Genomic DNA, 24,042 nt, shown 5'->3' with positions numbered 1-24,042 from the left:
AAAGATTTGATGAGATTCTGTCCCCCTACCTGTTAACTAACCTAATTAGAAGTGCGTTGTTCTCTTGAACAGGCTTTCAATCCAATTACTAATAATACTATAAAGGACAATGTAGTAATCAGAAAACCCAGCCAGGGAGTTGCTATAAGATCTCTGGCAAAGACAAGGTTTTTCTCGTTTTTTAGACTCAAATTGTCATCCCAAATAAAGGGATGCCCTATTCCCAGAAAAACTAAGTGAATTCCACGGGAAATCAAGAATTCGCCCGTAAGCATCAGCAAGAACAGTTGGCGGAACTTAACACCTAGATCATAAAAGTATTCACTGGCAACTAACAAGAGGAGAAACACTATGGGAGTCATGCTCTCACCAACTAGACCGCCAGTGTTAAAGCCTTGTTGCAGCAGGCAACCACCTAAAAACCCAAAAACGATTACTGACAAAAAGAGTGAATTTGGCAATATAGACTGCAATGAACTTTTCCTGAAATATCGTCTAACTCCTTCGAATAAGAGCAGGCAAGTTATGGTTATGTTCAAGGCACCGGGCAGAACATTATAATAAAATCTCAGCCATGGATTGCCAATCTGTCCTATGATTGGGCTATCTGGATTAAAACCGATCAAGGCCTTACCTAAGGGAATAGGTACAATTGTACTGGTTATATTGCCAATGGCATTCATCACTCTTTCGATGGTAGTCATCGTGCCTGTGGTGTTAGATAAGGCCCGCAAGAATTCTGGCAAGCCATATTCGCTTATGCCCCACAATATCCAGGGTAGTAACGTCACAAATGCTATCGATAGGGGAACCAATAATTGCCGTAATACGTTAACAAAATTGCGGCGGTTTATCCAGATATTGTCGGCAACCATAGCGGCTACATAAAAAAGGGTTGATGGGTGACTAAGCATCGCTAATCCAGAGCTTAAACCCCAACCAATAGCAGATTGAGAGAACAAATTCCTCTTAGAATTTTTTCTCAGGTCGAGATAAAAATAGATGGCGGTAATTACATACAAGGAAGCAAGTATCTTCGGCCAGGGATAAATGCTGGTGCTATTCATATGACCATTGAAAGCCACTAGGATAACTGCTATTGTTACCTGGTGGGGGCGCAATAGCAACGGAATCATTGCTAATAAAAAAACTTCTGGCAATATTGAGCTTAATTGATAGATACTAAATTGATTTCCCAAAAGGCCAAGATAGTAGCTCGAAAAAAGATTGAACAAAGGCGTGCGAGATGAGATGATGTAACGGTTAAAATAAATAGTATCAGTTGCCTGTTGTCCTAGGTAGACTTTGGCAATATCGTAATGCATCCACCAGTCGCCATACCAGTTAGCACCACTATAGATCAGGACGAACAACTGGATGCCAACTAGCGTTGTCCAAAACACCATCAACAGGTAGAGCCAAGAATAATTCCCAGTCGGCTCTGTCTTCGTTGGCTTCCGCAGTAGTAAGGCTATAGCTATGCTAAATAGAGCCACAGTGGTCAGGATAAAAAAATTACGCCCTGAAATGCCCAGTAGGAAGCCGAGGAAGGCAATCGCTCCCTGTAAAGCCATACCACAGGCACCTGCAAGTGCCAGACATTCCTTGACTGTTAAGTTAGTAACTGCACGCAAGATTACATAGCCAAGGGAAAAAGTGATAGCAAGTGCGGTTGCTGCGATAACTAGAAGTTGAAAGAATATCATAATTAAATTATCTAGGGTTTACTCCAAATTGCTGATGAATTCTTCCGGTGAAGATAATCACCTCTCGCTCAATGTTTTTCGAGCTAGGCATAAGGCACGATCAATAATTATCTACTTCCCATCTCCTTAAGTTTTAGTTTGGATACTTCCGCTGTCAGGACTGTAACCATATCCTTAAATGTGTCTGGATACACTCCACAAAGTTTTTACTTGTTCGTCATTCATCTTTCAATCTTAAACTGCCGAACCATCCTATCTTATCTTGTCTCGACTTATGCAAAAAATCTAGGGATTGAATCGTGCCTGACAAGTTAAGACCGCGTTGATTTTGTCAAGTATATCTTCATGAAATGTTACTTTTGGCTGTAATTCCTAGTATTTATGAGTTTTATAATTTTGCTCATTTTGTTATCTACTATGCGATCGCCCACTCTCGTTAGTGATCGCCAAATACTAGGTCTTCCTAAATCGATCATCCGATTCCCCCTCCTGTTAGGGACTAAATAGCTAATCCGGGTAGTGATTCGGTAGTAGTGGTGAGCCGTCTTACTTATCTGGTAAAAATTGTCCAAGATGTTTTCTATAATATCTGAGGGTTTAGGAGAGGATAAAATTGATTATGAAATCCTAGTGGTTAATGACAACAACAAAGATAATACCAAAGCAGTTCTGCAAAAAATTAACTAAGAAAATCCCCAGATTCGCTACACCAATAACTATTATCCCAATGGTTTTAGTTTGGCGCTCCGCTCTGGACTGGAAAAATTTAGCTTTTGGCAAGTTGACAGTGGTTGATCATCTTTCTGGAACCTTAAAAAGCGGTTAATATCTCTGGCAAATGGAGAATAGGGAACTCGAATCCCTGACCTCTGCGGTGCGATCGCAGCGCTCTACCAACTGAGCTAATTCCCCATATATAGGCCATAATAGCATTTTTAAGCAGAAAATCCTAGGAACTGGCAAGGGATCGAGGGGCAAAAAATCGAGCGGCTTCTCTCTGGAAAACTTTAAAATGGAAAAAGTAATCTTGAGGATGATAACTAATGGCGATACTACGCTTAGAGAATGGGACAACCTATACCCAGTTAGCCGATATTAGTCTGGAATTGGCCAAATTAAATGTTACTTTAAACTATTGGCCGATCGAAAACGAAGCCACTCGTCAGCTACTTAAACAAGCTTCTCTCACTGACGAAGAAAAAGAAATAGTTTTAACCAGCTTAGACGGTTATTTTGAGCAACTAAAGCAAGAAGCGGGTTATCAAGCTAGAGATTTAATCGTTTTACACCCTGAAATTCCCAATCTCGACACTTTACTGGCCAAATTCGAGCGCTGTCACACCCACGCTGACGATGAGGTGCGTTATATCATTGATGGGGAGGGGGTTTTTGGCTTTGTCTTTCCCGATGGTTCTCAGGGGGAATTAACTATTCAACCTCAAGAATATATCAATGTTCCCGCCCATAGCGAACACTGGTTTCACCTCACTGCCAGTAAACGAGTTAAAGCAGTACGTTACTTCACCAGTACCGCCGGATGGGTTCCCGAATATACGGAAACTGTCATTCGTTTTCCTAGTTTAACAGCCGTCTAGCCTTTGGTTTTTTGGCGAGCGCTCTCCCCAGAAGACAGATGAGTTTTGCAGGGATGGCAACGCCAGCAGCCACAATCTGTTAAGCGGCAAATTTGTCCTATTGAAAAATCTCCCGTCTAGTGCCTAGCTTGACGGGAGATTGTCTCAATTCGGGGGATTGGCGTGATAGATTTAGTCTAAGCCGAATTGATTGCCCCGTTTGTACTGTAAATAGGCGGCAACGAACAAACCCGCTAGGGTAATGGGAATTAAGCCTAGGGTAATGCCTAGCACTAAAGGTTCAATCACGTCTGTACTCCTTGGATTAGCAATTTTTCACCCGTATTTTATCCTAGCAGGGGTTGCCCGCGAAAGATAGGGCGATCGTACATACTTCTTAAGTGGGGTGTGGGGGTAGTGGGGAATTTAGCTGAAATTTCCCTAAATCCCCATCTCTCTAAATCCTATCTCCCGACTCCCCAAAAGGAAAACTTGCTATCTCACCATTAAGATAACTGCTCTACTCTAGGAGCGACCGAGAAAAAATTTTCTCAATTTGCCTTTACCCCAATAGCGATCGATTTCTTGCCAGAGATTGTGGAGACAAAAAACCACTGCTAGACAGAGAGTAACCGCAAGGATTTGAGAGAAACTTTCCCTTTGCCAAAATTTGGCCATTGCCTGCGAAATTACCCGCGTTCCCAGATAAGCTTCCAGAAAACCCTCGATCGAGCCGAGAATCAGTGCTGCTAGGGTATAAACAAAGGTTCGATATAGAACACTAACGTAACGGGGACGATTTTCTAACCATTCTAGCTTCATGGCTGCGTCGAGAATGGCCACGGTTTTTGCCGCAAGGATCGCTCCTACGATCGCTTTACCCAAAACGTAGGTGGTAATCGAATACTCTTCCAGAAATAATTTCATGATCAGAAGAATATAACCGAAAGCCAAGAAAAAAAAGAGGGCAAGAGAACCGATTTTTTTTAATTCCTTTTTAAGTGCTTCCATTTATTTTTATTGATTTTTTTTGATATTTTCTGCCAAGATAGCGGCCGCGTACCATAACTATAAGCTATAGTTAATTATTTGTTGCAGCTATTCTCCCATCTCCAGCAGAAAGTTTGAGCGCTGATAACTAAACTGATGCTTGAAACTAATTACAGCTTGATTGTCGATAAAATGAGGATTACCGAGGGGATCGATGGCACTGAAAGCGTAAAAATAACGGCGTACTAGGGGCGGAAAATCGCTAAAATCGAAGATTGTGTCACCTTTGGCCACATCTGCCCAAAAATTTCGTAATTTCGGGGCTAATTCCTCCGCTAGACTCATGGGAAGATTGAGGGGATGGCAGGTTAACAAACGCATCATAAAAGGATAAGAGCGATCGCCTAACCATTGCCGAGAAATAGCGGGTAAATTCTCCCATCCGGGTATATTTTGCAGATGAAAGGATTCTATGGCTAATTCTCCCGTGTTTTCGCGATATTCTAGCACCCGGTAGGGATGGGGATAACTGACGAGGGAACCAGTGGTAATTTCATAGATACCTCTAGTAAAAGCCAGATCCTGCACGTGGAGATGGCCAGTAATCAACAATTTTACGCCGTTTTCCTCTAGTATATCGAGTAGTTCTACCGCATTAGCCAACATATAGCGTTTACCTAATTCATGATTGCTTTGTCCGGGTAAATGCTCGATAACGTTATGATGGATCATTACCATCACCAGATCGTTTTTTAGCGATGGTAAAATCTGTTTTAACCAATGCAATTGTTCTGCATCTAAACTGCCAATTTGTCCACCTTGGTCATCGAATTGATTAGAATTAAGAGCGATTAATTGCACTCTGGGTAAAATTTCTTTTTGGTAGTATATTTGTTCGGGGTCGCTGTAACCAAATTGTTGATAATAAAAGGGAAAATCTGCTAAACCGATCTGGTTTTCTGTTGCGGTTAAACTCAAAACATCATGATTACCCGGCACAACATAGACGGGAAAGGGTAAAGTGGCTAAACAATCGGCTAACCAACGATGATTTTCTGGTTCACCATCTTGGGTTAAATCGCCAGCAATCAGCAGAAAATCGAGGTTAAGGGTGATGAGATGGTCTAAAACAATTTTTAAAGCGGGAATACTCACTTCCACCAGATGAAAGCGATTAGAATGGTTCAAAATGGTTGTGGGTAAAGCGATATGAGGATCGCTGAGAATGGCGAAACGGAAATTCATCGCATTCAATTGGGCTAAATATCGGTAAACTAGATCGATCGAGGAGAAATAGAGGAGAAAATATCTTTGGCTAAAGTTCGCGTTCGTCAGCACGTCAATCCCTTAAGTCATAAATATCGCCATCCGATCGCTCCCCCCGATTGGAATCAAGTTTATCAGGATATGACGCAACCTCTCCATCTTGACATTGGTTGTGCGCGGGGTAAATTTTTGTTACAAATGGCCCAAGTAGAGCCAGAAATTAATTTTTTGGGGATTGAAATTCGTCAACCTTTGGTAATTGAAGCGAATCAGGAACGGGAAAGGTTAGGATTAAGTAATCTCGCTTTTGTTTTTGGCAATATGAACGTTGCCCCAGAAATTTTACTGCAATCTTTGCCCGCAGATAAGTTATTTTGGGTGTCGATTCAATTTCCTGATCCTTGGTTTAAACAGCGTCACAGTAAGCGTCGGGTTGTGCAGCCAGAATTAGTAATAGCTTTGGCTAAGTATATGGTAGCTGGGGGCTGGGTTTTTTTACAGTCGGATGTGGAATCGATCGCCCTGGAAATGACCGAGAGATTTCAAGCACATCCCCATTTTGTTCGGCAACATCAAACCCCCTGGTTAGCGGAAAATATTTTCCCCGTAGCGACGGAGAGGGAAAAGTCCACTTATAATAAGGGTCAACCGGTTTATCGATCACTTTTTCGAGTTCGGTAGCTTCAGCTAAAATATCTTGGCACTGTCTGAAATCATGGTTAGAAATCTCGACTCACCCCTAATACTTGAGGACAATAATCGCCCCCCTGTCTCTCAATTGCTGGAATTTCTCTTAGCAACAGAAAAAAACAATAAAAAAACTAAAGAAAATCTTACTTTTGAGGCTTTGATCGGTACTTGGCGATTATACTTTATCACGGGAACTCAAAAAGCTAAAAAGAGAGCGGGAATTGTTTTAGGCAAAGGCCGCTATCTACCATCCTGGTTAAAAATTACCATCTCTTACCAAAGAAATGAGAGTTTAGAACCGGGAGAATTTATCTCTGGAACCGTCAGCAATCAGATAGTTTTAGGGGCAGTAAAACTATCTGTAAGCGGTCCGGTTAAGTTTTTTCCTAAAACCCGTCTTCTCGCCTTTGATTTTACCCGGATCAACCTAACCCTATTTAATCGCTCTCTCTATTCAGGTTTTATTAGAAATGGCCAGGTAAGTGAAGCAAATTTTTATCAGGAAAGTATCAAAAAACAGGCATTTTTTGCCTATTTTCTGATCACAGAAACAATGATGGCAGCCCGGGGACGAGGGGGAGGATTAGCCCTTTGGGTAAAAGAGATAAGTGGGAAAAACTAGCTGAAAAATAAGTTATTAGAGGAGAAATAAATGGGATATTCTATCGAGGTAGATGGGACAAATTTTGACAGTGAAGTGATCGAAAAATCCTATCTAAATACAGTGATTTTAGACTTTTATGCCCTCTGGTGTGGACCCTGTAAATTGGTAAAACCGATGCTGGAAAAACTGGCAAGTGAATATAATTTTATCCTGGCAAAAATAGATATAGATAAAAGTCCCGAATTAGCCGAACAATACGATGTAGAAGGAGTTCCCGATGTGCGAATTGTCAGCAAGGGAGAAGTGTTACCCTGTTTTGTCGGTGCTTTGCCAGAAGAACAAATTAGAGACTTATTTTCCCGTCTCGATTTACAATCGGAATTAGAAACAGGATTAGCAGAAATCCAAGAAGCGATCGCCCTCGATAATTTGCCCGCAGCTAAACAATTATTCGATCGTCTTTTCCCTAAATATCCCAACGAACCGCGATTAGTTATTATGGCGGTAAAATTTCTCATGCGTCTAGAAAAATGGTCTGACGCTTACCGATTAATCCGTGCTATTAAAGAAGAAAATCCCCCGATCAAAGGTTGGAAAACTCTCCTAGAATTTCAACAATTAAACCACGAAAATAATCCCCTCGATCAGATATTTTTTACTGGGATTAATTTCGCATTAAAAGAAGATTATGCCGCCGCTTTAGATAAACTGATCAGCCTGGTGGAAGAAAGCAGAAAATATCGTCAGGATGGGGCAAGAAAAGCCATGTTAGCCATATTTCAGATTTTGGGAGTTAGTCATCCCCTCACCCAAGAATACCAAGCAAAGTTAACATTTCTGCTCTACTAGGTAGGGTTTGCGGCAAAAAGTTTGTTGGTGGGGTTAGGAGTCGGTCATCAGGAGTCAGGAGTCGGTCAAAACTAAAGCAATTCCCCCGGAAATTTCAACAAATCTATTCCTCGAATTTCTGTTGACAACTGCCAGGGAATTGCTAGAGACAAGATGCAGTTTATTTGTGGCGAATCATTTCATAGAGGGCAACGTATTCTTCCCCGGGGCGATTCCAAGAGTAATCGCATTCCATGCCTTGAATCGCTAATTTTTGGAATTCTTCTGGTTGAGTGTACCATAATTCTAATGCCCGGGACATGGCTGATTCAAGGGCATTATTATCGGGATCAAAAAAGACAAAACCATTGCGTTCTTCCGGTTGGTGATAGGTATCATAATCGCGATCAAAAACCGTATTAACCAAACCACCAACTCCCCGGACGATGGGAACGGTTCCGTATTTTAAGCCGATTACTTGTGTCAGTCCGCAGGGTTCAAAATTACTGGGAACTACAATCATATCAGCCCCCGCATAAATGAGGTGAGATAATTCCTCATTAAAGCCCAATTCAATATGAACATCAGGGTTATTATTTAGGTGATTTTTCTCATGCCAGAACCAGTTATTAATTAACGATTCGGTGGCGGAACCTAGTAGGACAAATTGCGCCCCGCGAGCTAAGGCATAATACATGGCATGATGAACTAAATGTACGCCTTTTTGGTCATCTAAACGACCGACATAACAAATTAAGGGTTTTTCTGGTTCATCTCTTAACCAGAGTCTTTCTCGCAGTGCCTTCTTATTGCGTGCCTTCTCGGAGAAGTTATCAATACCGTAGGGTGCAGCAATAAATTTATCCACTTCCGGGTTCCAGATATTGTAATCTAAACCGTTGAGAATGCCAGTAAATTTGTGTTGATGCTGGTGAATTGTATGGCCTAAACCGTAACTAACATCGGTGTGGTGTGCTTCCCAAGCATGGTGAGGTGAGACGGTATTGAAATAGTTGGCAAAAACGATTCCACCTTTCATAAAATTAATCACAAAAGGATTGAAGTTATCGCGCAGTCGGGCATAGCTAAAGTAGTAAGTATCGTTATTCAATCCTGTTGCCCAGAGAATTTCTGCACCTCCAAATCCTTGATGTTTAAAGTTATGGATGGTGTAAAGAACGCGCTGATTGCCCATACCATGATATTTATAAATTTCAAAAAGTAAGGGCGGAATTAAACCCGTTTGCCAGTCGTGACAATGAATTATATCGGGACGTTTATTACTTCTGAGCAAAAATTCTAAAGCGGCTTTAGAGAAGAAGGCAAAACGCATATTATCATCCTTACAACCGTAGTAAGTACCGCGATTAAAGAAATTATCCCCCGAATTGGGTTGAATAAAGAAACACAAGCGCCCGTGTACCCAACCACAAAAAACGTTACAGTGAATTGCGCCACCGTACCAAGGCACCCACAGGTCGCGATAAGCCTCGTGTAAGCCCCAAATTTGGTCGTAGCGCATACAATCATACATGGGTAGGATTAGCTCCACGCAATGACCGCGAATTTCTAATTCTCGACTCAATCCATATACCACATCCCCCAATCCCCCGGCTTTAATCACCGGGGCGCACTCAGAGGCAACCTGAACTATATACATATATCAATAACTCCGTCGATTAATCTACAGGTCAGCTAGAAGCAATTTTTACAAAAGTATACAGTCTTCTGTGATTAAATGGCTCGATCAAATTAGTTGCGGGTTGGGGAAGTGGGAATTATGAATTATGAATTATGAATTATGAATTGGGGAGTGGGGAGTGGGGTGTTGGGGAGTGGGGTGTTGGGGGTGTTGGGGGGAGGGAAGTGGGAATTATGAATTATGAATTATGAATTGGGGAGTGGGGTGTTGGGGGAGTGGGGTGTTGGGGAAGTGGGGTAGTGGGGAATTTAGCTGAAATTTCCCTAAATCCCTATCTCCCTATCTCCCTATCTCCTAAAGATTAACAGCGTTTTAACTGTCCTAGTAGCAAAATCACCTCATCGATGCCGTTTCTGAGGGTGGTGGCGGGTTTATCGCTGTTATTGACGGTTATGCTAAAGATTAGGGGTTGATTGTCGGCGGTTGCTAGATAACCCGCAAGGGCGATAACTCCGGTTAAAGTCCCGGTTTTTGCCTGTAATCGTCCTTCTAGGGGAGTCTGGCGAAATCTATTGGTTAAAGTGCCATCAATGCCGCCAATGGCTAAAGAACGACGATAATCAGGGTTTTCTGCCATTAGTTGTAAAATTTGACCTAAAGTATTGGGTTTAATTAGGTTTTGTCGTGATAGCCCCGAACCATCGCCGATTTTATAACTATCGCTGTTAATTCCCAGTTTTGTTAAAGTTTCTTGCAATCCCGAGACACCGCCGAGCATTTGTAGTAGGGTTTCGGCTAGTAAATTATCGCTATTTTTATTGACTTTTTCCACCAAATATGCTAGGGGTTCTGATTCTAAATTGGTGATTTCATCGCCGCGAATTTCTGAGCTAATTTCGGCGGTTTTAACGGTAATTCCCGCTTTTTCAAGGATATTACGCCAGCGATCAAGGAAATACTCCGAGGGTTGGGGAATAGCTAAATTAAAATCATCTTGACTATCGATTGCCAGAGAACCGGTGATAATCAGGCGATTACTGGCTAAATTGCCCTTAATTGCCAAAGTATTCGGGGTTCCTTGCGCTGCGGTGCTGGTTTGATTCTCAATTAGCCATTGTTTAGCGGCAATGGGATCAGACCATTGTAAATCTAAGCTTTGCCCCAATTGTCGCGGTAAAAGCCTTAAATTGACGGAATTTTCGTTTAAAACCAAGCTAGAAGCGGGTACAGCATAGTCAAAAAAGACATCTTCCCATTCCCAGGTTTTTTGACTATCGGAGACGACAAAAGGACTAGCAACGACAATTAAACGAGAAATTGAGTTAATTCCCCTTGCTTTTAACTTTTCTGCTAATTTTTCTAACTTTTCTGTGGTTATGGTGGCATCTCCCCTCCCGACTAAGGTTAAAGTTTCTAAATCGGGGGGGTTGCCTTGGGCTAAAATGGGGGTTTTCAGACGATAATCGCGGTTAAATTTGCTGAAAGCGGCGGCAGTGGTTAATAATTTCGCAGTAGAAGCGGGAGTAAAAAAGTTATTTTCGTGGAGACTATAGAGATTTTCCTGAGAATTAAGGGATTTTACTAAAATTCCCCAATAAGCGCCTTGATAATCGGGGCGGGCCAAAATGCGATCGATCCTGGTGGCTAAGTCTGCTGGACAGATAAACTGGGAAGGGGGGGAATTGTCTTGACTGATGGGGTTTGCGAGGGTGACGGGATGGTTTACCCAGAGAAATAGGGAACAAGTCCCCAAGAGAAAAGATAATTTCGAGCGGCGTGTTAGCATAGAATTAAGTCTTGGCAGTAAGTAAATTGACTCTAATTTAGCAGCATTAGTGACCATATTCTGCTAGTTACTCGATAGATTCAGTTAGGGATTGATCCGAGATATTCGCTCTCCTTTTTGCCCTGAAAGTTTTTTGATTCCGTCAAATTTCTATTTATTTGCGAGGATATTTTTATGAGTTATGATTTTGATTTATTCGTGATTGGTGGTGGTTCTGGGGGTATTGCCACCGCTAGACGGGCTGCCGAATACGGGGCAAAAGTGGGATTAGCAGAATATGATCGTTTAGGAGGAACCTGTGTTAATCGCGGTTGTATTCCTAAAAAATTAATGGTTTATTCTAGTCGTTTTCCGCAACTATTTAAGGATGCGGAAGGTTACGGTTGGAGTCCGGTAGAGAGTCAGTTAAATTGGCAAAAATTAATTAGCGCGCTTAATCAGGAAACTATCCGTTTAAATGGCATTTATCAAAAGATGCTCGATAATTCTCAAGTGACGCTTTTTCCTAATTATGCCAAGTTTCTTGATACCCATACCCTAGAGGTGGGAGAGGAGAAAATTACTGCCGATAAAATTTTAATTGCCGTGGGGGGACATCCGGTTAAACCCGATATTCCGGGGATCGAACATACGGTAGTTTCTGATGCTATGTTTCAACTGCCAGAACAACCAAAAAGAATTATAGTTTTAGGGGCAGGATATATTGGGGTAGAATTTGCCGGTATTATGCACGGATTAGGGACAGAAGTAGTGCAGTTAATCCGTAAAGACAAGATTTTAAGAGGGTTTGATGAGGATATACGCGATGAGATTCAAGCAGAAATGATCCGTCAGGGAATTAAAATTATGCCCGAAACTTTCCCCACTTCGATCGAGAAAAATGATGAGGGTTTAAAAGTACATATTCAGGGGAAAGAAACCTCAGAAATGCTCTTTGTTGATGCCCTAGGATTAGCCGCTACTGGAAGAATCCCTAAGCTGGAAAAATTGGGCTTAGAGAATGTCAATGTCGAGGTAAAAAAAGGGGCAATTGTCGTCAACGAGTATAGCCAAACCAGTGAAGATAATATCTATGCCGTGGGCGATTGTACCGATAAAATTAATTTAACTCCCGTGGCGATTAATGAGGGGCGAGCTTTTGCCGATACAGTCTTTGGTAATAAACCCCGGTTAATGAGTTATGAAAACGTTCCTTCGGCAGTATTTTCTACTCCTGAAGCGGCGACGGTGGGATTAACAGAATTGCAAGCAAAAAACCAATATGGTGACACGGAGATTAAAGTTTATCGGTCTAAATTCCGCCCCGGTTACAATGTTTTACCAGGCCGAGAGGACAAAACTTTGATGAAATTAGTTGTCCATCAGGAAAGTGGTAAAATTCTTGGGGCGCACATGGTGGGAGATCACGCCGCTGAAATTATTCAAGGAGTAGCCATTGCCGTAAAAATGGGGGCGACAAAAGCCGATTTTGATGCCACTGTCGGCATTCATCCCAGTGCTGCCGAGGAATTCGTCACCATGCGTTAATTAACAATTTTAGGTGTGTTAAACCAACCTAACACACCAGAGAAAATTAACCCTTTTGGCTATTGACAACTGAGCCATTTTATGATTTTTTTTCAGTTAATTTTTGAGCGAGATTTAAGATATCGGAGGGAAGCATAATCACGGTACTGGTGTTATTTTCCGCTCCAATTTCCGTTAACATTTGTAGGCGGCGTAATTCCAAAGCGGCGGGATTTTCCATGATTAATCGGGAAGCTTCCGCTAATTTTAGCGAAGCTTCCTGTTCTGCGGCAGCTTTAATCAAACGGGCCCGTTTTTCTCGCAATGCTTCCGCTTCCTTGGCCATAGCTCGCTGCATACCGGTGGGAATTTCCACATCTTTCATCTCCACCCGTTCGATATCAATGCCCCAGGGTTCGCTAATTTCATCGACAATTTGTTGAACCGCTTGATTAATTTTGTCTCGTTTTTGCAAGACATCATCGAGATGATTTTGACCAACTACATTTCTTAAAGTGGTCATGGCCGCTTGGTAAACGGCCGCAGGATAGGATTCGACTTTATTAATCGCTTTGCTAGGATCGATAATGCGATAGTAGAGAACCGCATTAACCTTAATTGTGACATTATCGGCGGTGACAGTTTCTTGCGGGGCGATATCGACGGTTTTGGTGCGAATATCCAGCTGCATTTTTTGGTCAACTAGGGGAATGATCCAGTACAGTCCGGGGCCTTTGGTGTCTTGATAACGCCCTAGGCGAAAGATAACACCACGCTGGTATTCTCGATCAATTTTAAAGCCATTTAACCCCAGAATGCCAGCTATCAATAGCAAGGGTGCTAAAAATTCCATATTAATTACCAGTTATCGGATTCAAGTTAATCGGTGTGCGGTGACATCTCAATTGCCATCTCCTCGCTCCTGACCACTAATACATTCATTCTAGAGAGTAACCGGGCTGTCGGGGAAACTCATAACGAAATATTACAATTTTTAGGAATTGCCCAACCAGCAGCGATGACTCGACTTCCAGACCCCGACCTGAGATAAACTACAGAATGTTATCAGAATTTACCTTGATATTATGAGCGTAGTTAGCCAAGTCATCCTCAAAGCCGACGACGAACTTCGTTATCCTAGTAGTGGTGAACTACAGGGTATCGGGCAATTTTTAAAAACCGGTGAGCAGAGAATTCGCATTGCCGAAACTCTCGCTGACAATGAGAAAAAAATCGTCGATCAGGCTCAAAAACAACTGTTCAAGAAACGTCCCGATTATAGAGCGCCGGGGGGTAATGCCTACGGTCAGCGTCAATATAATCAATGCTTGCGCGATTATGGTTGGTATCTCCGTCTAGTTACCTATGGGGTATTAGCCGGAGATAAGGGACCGATCGAACAAACCGGCCTGATCGGGGTCAAAGAGATGTATAACTCTCTTAATGTTCCCGTCCCCGGCATGGTGGAGGCGATTCGTTGTCTCAAAGAGGCCGCTTTAGGTCTTTTGACTCAAGAGGATGCCGTGGAAGCAGCCCCCTACTTCGACTTTATCATCCAGTATATGTCCTAAGCGATCGGGACAATCCCAAAGGCCTGAAGTCTGAAAAGGGGCAATTTTCGTCTCTTTCAGGGTTCAGGCTTGGCTTTTTTCAGTGTTGCCAAAGGCACGGCGTAGCCGTCCAGTAATCAGTGATCAGTAATCAGTAAACAGTAATCAGGGATAAAGATGAAGATAAATAAATAACTAACTAATTATAGCGTTTCTCACACCCGTGTGGCACAGTTAAACCTTTGCTGATTAAGCTTTTCAACATCGATAATGTACCGCTTGCGAACAGGAAACGCTATAACTTAAAACTTACATCTGATAACTGATAACTGATAACTGATAACTGATAACTGATTATGTTTTGGCGCATTATACTACTTACTTTTCTGATTCCATCGGTCTATGGGGTGTTTGGCTGGTCGATCGCCCATGAGCATTTATCATGGAGTGATTGGTTGCTTGCCCGCGGTGATGAGATGAATTGGACTCTCACTAGCGAATGGCTAGAAATCATCATCTATATCCTAGCGGTAGGGGTTATCCTCTCAATTGCCCTAGGATTAACCCTGTTTAGTCACTTAATGCCGGTATTTTTCCGCAGTTGGTTTAAAAACGATATTAGTGCTGTATTATCAATTCTCGGCTGGTCTTTGGCGGTAGTCTTTATCTTCCACAAGTGGGCGGTATTTAGTCGAGTTTTAATCCTCTTAGCCGCCACTATCCTTGGTCGTCTAGAACTTCAGGAAGCAGGTTACAATAGGTGGCAAGTTTTCCTGATGCTCACCATCCTCTGCTTAGGTAGTTTTGGCTTGGGAATTTGGGCTTATAATCTTTGGGGTCACGAATTTCATCGAGTTACTACCGATTAATCTTATCTCTAATCTTTAAAAAGTATGCCCAAAAAAAATAACGATACGCTCAAACGAGTCTTAATTGTTTCCTCTGGTTTAGTATTTCTGGCTTTAATGGTGGTGCCAACTTTAGGTTTATTGAAAAATAATAATTCTAATTCCCCTCAAAGCAATCAACCAGGGCAAGAGGCAACTATTCCCCCCGAAAAATTAGAAGAAATGGTCAAAGGTTACGAGAAAATTCTTGAACGTGAACCAGATAACCCCACTGCTTTGCAAGGACTGGCCCAAGCTCGCCTACAGTTAAAAGATTTTATCGGAGCTAGAGAACCTTTAGAAAAGTTATATCAAAAATATCCCAACAATCTGGAAGTTATGCTGGTTCTTTATGGAACAAGATTACAAACTCAAGACGTTTCTGGAGCCAAAAGTATCCTAGAAAAATTAGTCAAAAACTATCCCCAAGAACCGAAGTTTAAGGAAGAATTAACTCGCTTAAATCAAGCGATTGCGGCAGCTTCCAAACAGTAAACCCCATAACCTGAAAAACGTCAGTTCGGGATAAGGGTGGAAAGAAAAGGCGGGGGCTAGTAAGCTGAAAAATATATAAACTCAGCACCCCCAACCCATCTATGTCTAGTCTAGAAGCTCTTTTCTGTCCTGTCGACGACGGATGCCGTGTATTTGAACCTAAATTAGAACAGACAAGGCTTTAGCCCGATAATAAAGCTCGTAAACGTGGCAAAATCTCGACTTGAAGCGAAATTATCACCATCTTGATCGCTTTCCATCAAAACCACTACCGTAATTTTCAACATTTCTACCTCGACCCTGTTTGTGTCCACTGGCGACTGGACACCCTCGACTCTCATCCCCTTGTGCGTTTACTGGAAGCATTGTTTTGGTCGTTGCACGGGGATTAGGTTTGTCGATGCCACCAAAATTCAGGTCTGCCATAATCGCCGCATCAGTAGTCATCGGGTGTTTGACAATTTAGCGGCACGGGGAAAAACCTCTGTAGACTGGTTTTTTGGCTTGAAACTGCATTTAGTGGTTAACGAGGAGGGGGAATTGCTCAACGTTCACCTTACCCCCGGCAATGTGGAAGACCGTAAACCCGTGAACAAATTGCTACAATCCCTGTTTGGCCAAGTTTTTGCTGACCGAGGTTATACCATTTTTCTAAAGTCCTGACAGACATAGAGATTCTAAAATCCCAGACCATCCTGTCAAATATCCAATCGTATCATTAGATAGAGAATTTAAAAGATGGTAAAGTTTACTTCTTAAGTTATCAAGGGAGTTAAAATTGCTCCATGCCAACAAGTTTTTCAAATATAGCCAAACTCTCTCAATGGGATTTACTTCTGGACAATAGGGAGGTTGATAAAATAGGATAATATTATCAGGGATTTCTAGGTCGGTCGCAGTATGTGCGGGAGCATTATCTAATTGAATAATATGTAATTCCTCAGGAAAAGCTTGGGAAAAAAGTGTTAAATATTGATTAAAACATTCGCCATCTAAATGGGAGAACTCATAGAAAAAGCTGCCACCTGTTCGAGGTTCTATTAAACCATAAAGCCAGAGATATTGAAAATTATACTGAAAATTACCGAGAGGCTTTATGCCTTTAATTGTTATGGCTCTTCCGAACTTGTCATGTAAAATTAAAGAAAAAACAGACAATTATTGCTGACCAATAAAAACAATAATTTATCTTTAAAAGCTGACTATGCTTGCAATACAGCAATTTATTGGTTAAAATATAGACAGCCAAGACCAGCAATTTTAGAAACAAGCTATACTTATGCCATCAAATCCACAATTAAAGTTAATGACCGAGCTACTTCACCTAGAAGGAGTTGTCGTTACCAATTATCAAATTATTACCGATATAGGAATTGTTTTACATTTAGAAAATATGTCAAGAGAAAGCCAGTGCATTCATTGTGGAAGTAAAACGGAAAAAGTTCATCAAAACAATGAATTAACAATCCGAGATTTACCCTTTGGAGAACAGGCATTATATCTGAGAATCAATCGTCGTCAGATGAGATGCGAGAAATGTGGGAAAAAATTCACAGAAGAACTAAATTATTTGCCGAAGAAAAGAACCTACACAGACAGATTTAGAAAAAAAATAGTGGCCGAAGTCCTGAATAGTGATCTCAAAAATACGGCAGAAAGAAATGGAGTAAGCGAAGGAGAAATAGAAACGATGCTCAAAGACTTAGGAGAAGACTTAATAACCGCAAAACCTCAAGGTCTAAAAAAACTAGGAATAGATGAAATAGCCATGATAAAGGGAAAAGGAAATTACTATGCTGTGTTAGTAAATATAGACACAGGAAAAATTGTAGGCTTAGTGGAAAAAAGAACAGAAGAAGCATTAACAGAATATCTAAAACACTGGGGAGAAGAGGTTTTGAGCCAAATAGAGGAAGTAAGTATAGACCTGTGGATAGGGTATAAAAATGTGGCAGAAAAACTAATGCCTCAAGCTCAAATAGTAGGGGATAGATTCCCTGTAATGAAACAAGTAAATAACGAGCTAGATGAAGCCAGAAAGGAGGTAAAAAGAGAGGCAGCTAAGATAAAAAATAAGAAAAATAAAGAAAATATCTTAGCAGGAATAGCCAAGAGCAAATATGCCTTATTAAAGAATGAAGGAGACTTAGTAGAGAAAGAAAGGAAAAAATTGGAAGAAGTATATAAAGTGTCTCCAAAACTTGGGGAAATGCACAAATTAAAAGAGGAATTTAGAGAAGTATTTGAGAAAAATACGGAGGGGAATGAGGGATTATTTGCCTTGAGTGATTGGCTCAAAAAGGCGATGGCTTACTTTCCTAAAAGCTGCCAGACAATTCGGCGGTGGATTGACGAAATAACTGCCTATTTTGATAACCGAACAACCCAGGGAACAGTGGAAGGAATTAACAATAAACTGAAGGTGATTAAAAGGAGAGGCTATGGATTTAGAAACTTTAAAAACTTTAGTCTTAGATGTTTATTAAATTGGCATTTTGCTAGTTGATTTTACATGGTAAGTTCGGAAGAACCTACTAAATCCTGTTGAAAAAGTATAGGAGAGTGGGGAGTGGGAAGTGGGTCTTTAAACTTGGATTGGGACTTAATCGCACAAAAACGGATTTGGTATCAGGTTATACTTTATTTTGATCAGAAAAGCTGTAGATAACTGGTCTTCGCTTAACCCGGTCTATTGATTGTGTAAAACCGTGTGGGTAGCAGGAATAGGATAGCCCGCTTCACCGAAGGATTCATAGATAACCTTATTAGTGTCAAAATAGACCTGCCAATAGTTATCGTTACTGCAATAGGGACGTACTGCTAAGAGAAGTCCGGAGGGATTAAATTCTAAAATTTCCACATCGGGAGCGGGATCAGTCAAAACATTGGGGATACGGCTAATTTTATCCTTTAACAGAGCGATCGCTTCTGGGACATTTACCCCGTGACTTAATTGAGCGGTCAACTCCACACGACGATAGGGATTAGCGGAAAAATTTTGAATATTCCCAGAAAAAATGCTGTTATTGCCGACTACAGTTTGAATGTTGTCAGGAGTGTTAATAGTAGTGGCAAATAAACCCAATTCCTCCACCGTGCCAGTTATACCTCCCGCAGAGACAAAATCGCCCACCTTGAAGGGACGGAACATAACTAAAAAAGCCCCGGCGGCAAAATTGGCCAACAGCCCCCCCCAGGCAGCCCCGATCGCAATACCAGTAGCGGCTAAAAGTGCGGCAAAAGAAGTGGTTTCAACGCCAAAAAAGCCCAAAATCGCCACGATCAGGACAACTTGCAGGACAATGAGGATGAAAGAAATGATATATCTAATGATGGTAGGATCGACGTTGCCTTTGGCCAAACTGGTTTTGAGCAGATTAACCGCTAGATTAATCAACCATTTACCGATAAACCAGAGTAGGATCGCCCCGATTAATTTCGCCCCGAAGCTGATCGCTAAATTCCTGATAAAGTACATTTGATTGCTAACTTGAGCAGGATCCATAGTTATTATCCTCGCAAAGAAATAAAGCTAATTTACACACAGATTATAGGGGCGAGAGGAAAAACCGAGAACGCTCTCAAGGAAAAAAACCGATTTGGTGATGGGGAGTATTTTCAGTGAACTGAAAACTTACATCTGATAACTGATAACTGATAACTGATAACTGATAACTGATAACTGATTACTGATTCGACATTTGGGCGGTGATTACGGTGAGATCGATCGCCCTTTCGCTCCTTCTGATTCTTAGGGGTAAAGATTGACCAATCCCGGTTTTTTCCACCATTTCCTGTAACTCAGTGCCATCGCTAACCGGTTGATTATTAGCTTTGACAATCACATCCCCGCGACGGATACCGGCTTTTTCGGCGGGGGTATTGGGTAGGACTTTCACCACCAAAATTCCCGACACTTCCGGCACGATCATGGGAGAATTGGGGTTTTGATTATTAGCCCGGGCTAAATCGGGAGTTAGATTAACCATCTGCACACCGATATAGGGATGGGCCACCTTTTGACCTGCTTCTAGGGTTGCTTGTAACTGCTTGGCCCGGTCGATGGGAATGGCAAAACCGATGCCCATGGCATCGGCACGAATCGCCGTATTGATGCCGATGACTTCTCCTTGGGCGTTGAGTAAAGGACCGCCGGAATTGCCCGGGTTAATAGCGGCATCGGTTTGGATAAAATCAATGCGTTTATCGGGAATACCCGCCTTAGCCGCCGAGCGCCCGATCGTGCTAATAATTCCTAAAGTTACCGTATTATCTAGACCGACGGGATTGCCTACTGCGATCGCCCAGTCCCCCACTTGTATGGATGAGGAATTGCCGAGGACGGCTACAGGTAATTTTTCCCCTTGGGGATTAATTTTCACCACGGCTAAATCAGTGATCTCATCAGTACCGCGTACTTCTCCTTTGAAGCTACGACCATCTTTTAAAGTTACCGTTACCTTATCGGCATTATCGACCACATGGGCATTAGTTAAGATTAAACCACTGCCATCGATAATAAAACCCGATCCCTGGCCCGCCACTCGCTGCTGGGTGGGAACACGAAACTGTTCTCCAAAAAACTCCTGAAAAAAAGGATCATCAAAAAAGGGGCTATTGGAACGAGTAATGATCGCTTCGGTGTCAATTCGCACCACTGCCGCACCCGTGCGGGCCACTGCCTTAGCGACAAAACTTTCCGCCGTCATCTCCGGGGAAATTCTGGCCACGTCGGCGGCAGTGCTGGGCAGATTTTGAGCATTTACCGCCGCTAAACTGCTAAAACCGAGCATAACTCCTAGAAAAGTTGCCAAAGCGTGGGTAATAGTTCGCCGTAACCCTGTAGGAAGTTTCATACTTTGATCTCTGATTCTGATGTTTTAACTGTTTCTGTCTATCGGTTGACAGACCGACTATTAAAAATCTAACAGATCGATCGCTCCGATTAAATCCGGAAATAAGCTAAGACGTATTTAAATCGCTTATTTTTAGATTAGCCGAATCTCCCCCAATCCCTTTACTGTTGCCTCTTGCCTCTTGCCTCTTGCCTCATCTCAACAGGCAATTTAAATTACGAACAGTTTAACCAATGAGTTGACACCAAATCCGTCTGCTGGCGGATTTGGTCATGGTTGGCCGTTCACTAATCTTTGATCACTAGGGGCGATTGCAGGGTAATATTTAAATCTCGATCGGGGTTAACAGAGTATAACTGCGCGGAACTACCACCGACAATTCCCGCCGTCGGTAAACCCCATCCTGCAAGGGTTCCCACGGCTGCCCCCGCTAAGACATCGAGAACTTCAATCTTGCGATCGCCTGTGAGAGCAGCAATCGCTGTGGCTGCCCCCGCACCGGCGACGGTTCCCGCTAAGATATCTTGAGTTTTTGCCCCTTTACGCACGGTTTCAGTGGTAGTAATTAATCGGGAAGTAGCATTGAGGGGAATGGTGCGATTGCCCCCATCGAGGGCAATTTCATCGGCAATAAAGCGCACACCTCGGCCCGCCGCTTCTAAAGTACCCTTGACTTCACTTCCCGCTGCAATCACCACACTCCCATTCCGATCACGAATATCTCTGGCTACGGTTAAAGTCAGAGGAATAACATCACTTTTAGAAACTAAAATTTTATCGGCTTTCTCGTAATTCAAAGGGATAACTGTTCCGGCCGGAATCGAGATTTGTTGGGCGATGAGACGTGGCCGATTAATATTACTTTGAGCGAGGACGGGAAAAGTACCGGACATGGAACCCATGAGCAGAGTAATCAGTAAAGCTGTGCCGGCTCTAGTAACAGGATTGATAGACATAGCGGTTATCCTCTCAAAAAACAACAGTGAACTTTCTCTGTTTCTAGATTATTTTTTTTTGCCTGTCATGTCAGTCCCCTCCACAGGGAATTTTTTCCCTCTCTATAGGGAAAAAAGTGGAATAGGGGAATTTCCCCATTTTGTCCATCGACCGCAAAAGAGAGCCGAAAAGCCTAGAATAGTAAAAAACCTCGGATTGCCATCGTCTATGGAACTCGCTGCCGGAAAAATCCTTAGTCATCGCTACCAAATTATCCGTCAATTGGGAAAAGGGGGATTCGGACAGACTTTCTTGGCCTGCGATCGCCAGTTACCCAATCAAAATCGCTGTGTGATCAAACAATTTCAACCCCAGTGCCGGAATGCCGAAACTGTAGCCATCGCTAGACGACTCTTTGAAACCGAGGCGAAAATCCTGCAAGAATTGGGCATTCATCGTCATATTCCCCGTTTATTTGCTTATTTTGAGGAAAATGGGCAATTTTTCCTCGTGCAAGAATACATTGAAGGGGAAGATTTAGCCACAGAAATTACTGCCGGTGTCTATAGACAAAATGAAGAGAAAGTAGTGGCTTTATTAACAGAAATTCTCTCAATTCTCGAATTTGTCCATCACAAACAGGTGATCCATCGCGATGTTAATCCCTTCAATCTTATTCGTCGCAGCCAAGATGATCAATTGGTTTTAATTGATTTTGGTGCTGTCAAACAAATTAGCACGCAAGTAGTTAAAGAAGGTAAAACCATTTCTACGGTCGCTATCGGTACCCCCGGTTATTTCCCCAGTGAACAGGCCCAAGGTTATCCGCGTTTTAGTAGCGATATCTATGCCACTGGTATTATTGGATTACAAGCTTTGACCGGTAAAGCTCCCGAAGATATTCCATTGGATTCTCGCACGGGGGAAATTCTCTGGCAACATTTGGCCATGACTAGCCCAGAGTTTAGCTATATTATTGATCGGATGATCCGCTATGATTTTCGTCAGCGTTATACCAGTGCCAGTGAAGCATTAATCGCTCTGAGAAAATTAGGTAAAATTCATCATCTCGATCCGAAAACTACCTATGTGAAACCTCAAGGTCGGGTTGCTCGTCAAGGGAAATCTTGGCTAACAAAAATCTTGTTTGTCTCTGGGACAATTGGTTTAATAGCTGGTGCTTATCTGGGTTTTGATTATTGGCAAAATTCTCGTAATTCTCTTAGTTACTATCAACAAGGTCAGACTTTTTATCAACTCAAACGTTATACAGATGCCCTTAATTCCTATGGTCAAGCCTTAAAAATTAATCCCGATTATCTTGAGGCATTGCAAGGACAAGCCGATGCTTTATTAGCTTTAAAAAGATACTCGGAAGCTTTAAATACCTACGAAAAAGCTATTCAAATTAACCCGGATTCCGCTTGGCAAGCTTGGCTCGGTCGCGGGGAAGCTTTAGATAAATTAGGCAAAAATCAGGAGGCTTTAGAAAGTTTTGAGCGGGTCTTATCTCTTAATCCTGCCGCTAGTCAAGCTTGGCAAGGTAAAGCCGATATCTATCTAGAACTGCAACAATATTCCGCCGCCCAAAAAGCTCTTGAAAAATTGTTAACTTTTCAAAAAAATGATGCCAAAATATGGTATAAAAAAGGCTGGTCATTACAAAATCTTGAGGATTATGAAGGGGCAGTTAAAGCCTACGATCAGGCTCTAGCGATCGAATCGGATAATGCCTTAATTTGGTATCAAAAAGGTAATAGTTTGTATCAATTAAATAAAATTAATGATGCCTTAGAAAGTTATAGCAAAGCTGGACAATTTAATCCCCAATTTTCCCAAGCTCACTATAGTCAAGGGATTATTCTACAAAAATTAGGCCGCAACTCAGAAGCTTTGGAGGCATTTACTCAAGCAACTAAAGCCAATTCTAATTATTATCAAGCCTGGTTAAATCAAGGGGCATTACTTCATCAACTGGAAAGATTTCAAGAAGCGATCGCATCCTACGAAAAAGCTCGCCGCATTTCTTCCCAAAAAGCCGAAGTTTTTATCGGTATCGGTAACGCTTGCTATCGTTTAGGCGACAATTCTCAAGCCATAAATGCCTATCAACAGGCGATTCAAAGACAAAAAGATAACCCCGAAACCTGGAAAAGTTTAGGCAATAGTTGGTTTAAACTCGGTCAATACGAGCGAGCGATTCAAGCTTATCAAGAATCACTTCGTTATCGTTCCAATGACCGAGAAGTGCAAACACAAAAACAACTGGCAGAAACTCGCTGGCAAGAACTTCAGCAATCTCCCCAAAACCAAACCCCCAAAGTCGATAGGGAGGAACCGGTTCCCTAACTTCCGCTCTTTTTCTGGAGCTTTATCCCTTTTTACCGCTATTTCTCGGCAATAATTCCCGTCCTTGATAAAACTGTTTTTTCAGTTCTCCCAAGTGCCAATAAGCTCCCACCATATCTTTTTGTCTCCCGTTTCGTCTATAATCACCATTATTTCTTACCCATCGACCAGATTTAGAATTAATTTTAATCTTCTATTTCTCACTTCTTCTACTGACCAGGGTGCCTCGGTTAAATTGTAGTCTAAATTATCTAATTGTCGGATATTAAAAGTCATAACTCTAGTTTTCCTGCGAGGCTTTCCTTTAATTTTAGGGGATTAGCTGACCGACAGCCAAACTGACGCTAAAATAGTCTTTGCTGTCCGGGGTTGTTGCT

At 42.1% G+C, this 24,042-nt stretch carries 21 protein-coding genes, 1 tRNA gene and 2 pseudogenes; 12 read left to right on the top strand and 12 right to left on the bottom strand.

The genetic code is table 11. The annotated features are described in order from the left end of the window. Positions 1-41: 41 nt before the first annotated feature. Complete coding sequence (locus IM475_RS12590; RefSeq protein WP_287727764.1) at positions 42-1,706, bottom strand: hypothetical protein; 1,665 nt, start codon at positions 1,704-1,706, stop codon at positions 42-44. Between the two features lie 582 nt (positions 1,707-2,288). On the opposite strand from IM475_RS12590, the pseudogene IM475_RS12585 reads away from it, so the two are divergent. Beyond that, a pseudogene (locus IM475_RS12585) lies at positions 2,289-2,477 on the top strand (glycosyltransferase); the annotation flags it as partial. Between the two features lie 68 nt (positions 2,478-2,545). Here the strand turns inward: IM475_RS12585 and IM475_RS12580 are convergent. Then, positions 2,546-2,618 (bottom strand) — tRNA-Ala (locus tag IM475_RS12580). A gap of 131 nt (positions 2,619-2,749) precedes the next feature. On the opposite strand from IM475_RS12580, the gene IM475_RS12575 reads away from it, so the two are divergent. Further along, positions 2,750-3,301, top strand: a complete 552-nt coding sequence (locus IM475_RS12575; protein ID WP_287171041.1) for a 1,2-dihydroxy-3-keto-5-methylthiopentene dioxygenase — start codon at positions 2,750-2,752, stop codon at positions 3,299-3,301. Between the two features lie 171 nt (positions 3,302-3,472). Here IM475_RS12575 and petG read toward each other — a convergent pair whose 3' ends face one another. The 3 genes from petG to IM475_RS12560 all read right to left on the bottom strand — a co-directional run bounded on the left by petG (position 3,473) and on the right by IM475_RS12560 (position 5,515). Next, positions 3,473-3,589 (bottom strand): cytochrome b6-f complex subunit V, encoded by a 117-nt coding sequence (gene petG / locus IM475_RS12570; protein WP_004162585.1) that lies wholly within the window; start codon positions 3,587-3,589, stop codon positions 3,473-3,475. A 216-nt stretch (positions 3,590-3,805) separates the two neighbouring features. Then, entirely contained in the window at positions 3,806-4,291 is a 486-nt protein-coding gene (locus IM475_RS12565) for a hypothetical protein (RefSeq protein ID WP_287727762.1), read from the bottom strand. Between the two features lie 87 nt (positions 4,292-4,378). Then, positions 4,379-5,515 carry a metallophosphoesterase family protein gene (locus IM475_RS12560; protein ID WP_287727817.1) on the bottom strand — a complete coding sequence of 379 codons (1,137 nt, stop codon included), beginning with the start codon at positions 5,513-5,515 and terminating at the stop codon, positions 4,379-4,381. Positions 5,516-5,581: 66 nt separating this feature from the next. On the opposite strand from IM475_RS12560, the gene trmB reads away from it, so the two are divergent. The 3 genes from trmB to IM475_RS12545 are packed head-to-tail and all read left to right on the top strand — an operon-like array spanning position 5,582 to position 7,679. Then, complete coding sequence (gene trmB, locus IM475_RS12555) at positions 5,582-6,217, top strand: tRNA (guanosine(46)-N7)-methyltransferase TrmB (protein ID WP_287657617.1); 636 nt, start codon at positions 5,582-5,584, stop codon at positions 6,215-6,217. A 16-nt stretch (positions 6,218-6,233) separates the two neighbouring features. Then, positions 6,234-6,848 (top strand): hypothetical protein, encoded by a 615-nt coding sequence (locus tag IM475_RS12550; RefSeq protein WP_502865647.1) that lies wholly within the window; start codon positions 6,234-6,236, stop codon positions 6,846-6,848. A 30-nt stretch (positions 6,849-6,878) separates the two neighbouring features. After that, the gene (locus IM475_RS12545; protein ID WP_287727760.1) at positions 6,879-7,679 is read left to right on the top strand and encodes a tetratricopeptide repeat protein; all 801 of its coding nucleotides are present in this window, start codon (positions 6,879-6,881) and stop codon (positions 7,677-7,679) included. 160 nt (positions 7,680-7,839) lie between these two features. Here IM475_RS12545 and glgA read toward each other — a convergent pair whose 3' ends face one another. Together glgA and dacB are read right to left on the bottom strand one after the other, a co-directional pair. Continuing rightward, a complete protein-coding gene (gene glgA, locus IM475_RS12540) occupies positions 7,840-9,318 on the bottom strand; it encodes a glycogen synthase GlgA (RefSeq protein WP_287727758.1) in 1,479 nt (492 codons plus the stop codon). Between the two features lie 343 nt (positions 9,319-9,661). Continuing rightward, a complete protein-coding gene (gene dacB / locus IM475_RS12535) occupies positions 9,662-11,086 on the bottom strand; it encodes a D-alanyl-D-alanine carboxypeptidase/D-alanyl-D-alanine endopeptidase (protein ID WP_287727757.1) in 1,425 nt (474 codons plus the stop codon). A 174-nt stretch (positions 11,087-11,260) separates the two neighbouring features. On the opposite strand from dacB, the gene gorA reads away from it, so the two are divergent. After that, positions 11,261-12,613: a glutathione-disulfide reductase gene (gorA, locus tag IM475_RS12530; protein WP_287727755.1), complete on the top strand. Its 1,353-nt coding sequence runs from the start codon at positions 11,261-11,263 to the stop codon at positions 12,611-12,613. A 79-nt stretch (positions 12,614-12,692) separates the two neighbouring features. Here the strand turns inward: gorA and IM475_RS12525 are convergent, their stop codons facing one another. After that, positions 12,693-13,445 carry a slipin family protein gene (locus IM475_RS12525; protein WP_002745305.1) on the bottom strand — a complete coding sequence of 251 codons (753 nt, stop codon included), beginning with the start codon at positions 13,443-13,445 and terminating at the stop codon, positions 12,693-12,695. 232 nt (positions 13,446-13,677) lie between these two features. Between IM475_RS12525 and IM475_RS12520 the strand changes: the two genes are divergently transcribed. From IM475_RS12520 to IM475_RS12505, 4 genes and pseudogenes are all read left to right on the top strand, one after another. Next, positions 13,678-14,163 carry an allophycocyanin subunit alpha-B gene (locus IM475_RS12520; RefSeq protein WP_002759464.1) on the top strand — a complete coding sequence of 162 codons (486 nt, stop codon included), beginning with the start codon at positions 13,678-13,680 and terminating at the stop codon, positions 14,161-14,163. A 335-nt stretch (positions 14,164-14,498) separates the two neighbouring features. Continuing rightward, positions 14,499-15,011, top strand: coding sequence for a hypothetical protein (locus tag IM475_RS12515; protein ID WP_287727753.1), 513 nt, complete (start codon positions 14,499-14,501; stop codon positions 15,009-15,011). A 24-nt stretch (positions 15,012-15,035) separates the two neighbouring features. After that, positions 15,036-15,524: a tetratricopeptide repeat protein gene (locus IM475_RS12510; RefSeq protein ID WP_287727752.1), complete on the top strand. Its 489-nt coding sequence runs from the start codon at positions 15,036-15,038 to the stop codon at positions 15,522-15,524. Positions 15,525-15,625: 101 nt separating this feature from the next. Beyond that, positions 15,626-16,166, top strand: a pseudogene (locus IM475_RS12505) (transposase); the annotation flags it as partial. 9 nt (positions 16,167-16,175) lie between these two features. Here IM475_RS12505 and IM475_RS12500 read toward each other — a convergent pair. Continuing rightward, the gene (locus IM475_RS12500; RefSeq protein ID WP_287727751.1) at positions 16,176-16,682 is read right to left on the bottom strand and encodes an IS630 family transposase; all 507 of its coding nucleotides are present in this window, start codon (positions 16,680-16,682) and stop codon (positions 16,176-16,178) included. Between the two features lie 121 nt (positions 16,683-16,803). Here IM475_RS12500 and IM475_RS12495 point away from each other — a divergent pair, with 121 nt between their 5' ends. Further along, a complete protein-coding gene (locus IM475_RS12495; RefSeq protein WP_287659128.1) occupies positions 16,804-18,030 on the top strand; it encodes an ISL3 family transposase in 1,227 nt (408 codons plus the stop codon). A gap of 183 nt (positions 18,031-18,213) precedes the next feature. Here the strand turns inward: IM475_RS12495 and IM475_RS12490 are convergent, their stop codons facing one another. From IM475_RS12490 to IM475_RS12480, 3 genes are all read right to left on the bottom strand, one after another. Next, positions 18,214-19,029: a mechanosensitive ion channel family protein gene (locus tag IM475_RS12490; RefSeq protein WP_287659127.1), complete on the bottom strand. Its 816-nt coding sequence runs from the start codon at positions 19,027-19,029 to the stop codon at positions 18,214-18,216. A 181-nt stretch (positions 19,030-19,210) separates the two neighbouring features. Continuing rightward, positions 19,211-20,380, bottom strand: a complete 1,170-nt coding sequence (locus IM475_RS12485; protein ID WP_287727749.1) for an HhoA/HhoB/HtrA family serine endopeptidase — start codon at positions 20,378-20,380, stop codon at positions 19,211-19,213. 287 nt (positions 20,381-20,667) lie between these two features. After that, the gene (locus IM475_RS12480) at positions 20,668-21,336 is read right to left on the bottom strand and encodes a hypothetical protein (RefSeq protein ID WP_287659125.1); all 669 of its coding nucleotides are present in this window, start codon (positions 21,334-21,336) and stop codon (positions 20,668-20,670) included. A 208-nt stretch (positions 21,337-21,544) separates the two neighbouring features. Between IM475_RS12480 and IM475_RS12475 the strand changes: the two genes are divergently transcribed. Next, positions 21,545-23,665 carry a serine/threonine-protein kinase gene (locus IM475_RS12475; protein ID WP_287727748.1) on the top strand — a complete coding sequence of 707 codons (2,121 nt, stop codon included), beginning with the start codon at positions 21,545-21,547 and terminating at the stop codon, positions 23,663-23,665. The last annotated feature ends 377 nt before the right edge of the window (positions 23,666-24,042 follow it).

This window comes from Microcystis sp. M061S2 (assembly GCF_020245605.1).
Taxonomy (GTDB): domain Bacteria; phylum Cyanobacteriota; class Cyanobacteriia; order Cyanobacteriales; family Microcystaceae; genus Microcystis.
Note: the sequence above shows the minus strand (reverse complement) of the source record. Positions and strands in the feature narration are given on the sequence as shown.

Bases quoted from the DNA above. Each gene is read 5' to 3' on its own strand.
- IM475_RS12590 (WP_287727764.1), bottom strand. From the start codon at position 1,706: ATGATATTCTTTCAACTTCTAGTTATCGCAGCAACCGCACTTGCTATC.
- IM475_RS12575 (WP_287171041.1), top strand. From the start codon at position 2,750: ATGGCGATACTACGCTTAGAGAATGGGACAACCTATACCCAGTTAGCC.
- IM475_RS12565 (WP_287727762.1), bottom strand. From the start codon at position 4,291: ATGGAAGCACTTAAAAAGGAATTAAAAAAAATCGGTTCTCTTGCCCTC.
- IM475_RS12560 (WP_287727817.1), bottom strand. From the start codon at position 5,515: ATGAATTTCCGTTTCGCCATTCTCAGCGATCCTCATATCGCTTTACCC.
- IM475_RS12545 (WP_287727760.1), top strand. From the start codon at position 6,879: ATGGGATATTCTATCGAGGTAGATGGGACAAATTTTGACAGTGAAGTG.
- glgA (WP_287727758.1), bottom strand. From the start codon at position 9,318: ATGTATATAGTTCAGGTTGCCTCTGAGTGCGCCCCGGTGATTAAAGCC.
- dacB (WP_287727757.1), bottom strand. From the start codon at position 11,086: ATGCTAACACGCCGCTCGAAATTATCTTTTCTCTTGGGGACTTGTTCC.
- gorA (WP_287727755.1), top strand. From the start codon at position 11,261: ATGAGTTATGATTTTGATTTATTCGTGATTGGTGGTGGTTCTGGGGGT.
- IM475_RS12525 (WP_002745305.1), bottom strand. From the start codon at position 13,445: ATGGAATTTTTAGCACCCTTGCTATTGATAGCTGGCATTCTGGGGTTA.
- IM475_RS12520 (WP_002759464.1), top strand. From the start codon at position 13,678: ATGAGCGTAGTTAGCCAAGTCATCCTCAAAGCCGACGACGAACTTCGT.
- IM475_RS12515 (WP_287727753.1), top strand. From the start codon at position 14,499: ATGTTTTGGCGCATTATACTACTTACTTTTCTGATTCCATCGGTCTAT.
- IM475_RS12510 (WP_287727752.1), top strand. From the start codon at position 15,036: ATGCCCAAAAAAAATAACGATACGCTCAAACGAGTCTTAATTGTTTCC.
- IM475_RS12495 (WP_287659128.1), top strand. From the start codon at position 16,804: ATGCCATCAAATCCACAATTAAAGTTAATGACCGAGCTACTTCACCTA.
- IM475_RS12490 (WP_287659127.1), bottom strand. From the start codon at position 19,029: ATGGATCCTGCTCAAGTTAGCAATCAAATGTACTTTATCAGGAATTTA.
- IM475_RS12485 (WP_287727749.1), bottom strand. From the start codon at position 20,380: ATGAAACTTCCTACAGGGTTACGGCGAACTATTACCCACGCTTTGGCA.
- IM475_RS12480 (WP_287659125.1), bottom strand. From the start codon at position 21,336: ATGTCTATCAATCCTGTTACTAGAGCCGGCACAGCTTTACTGATTACT.
- IM475_RS12475 (WP_287727748.1), top strand. From the start codon at position 21,545: ATGGAACTCGCTGCCGGAAAAATCCTTAGTCATCGCTACCAAATTATC.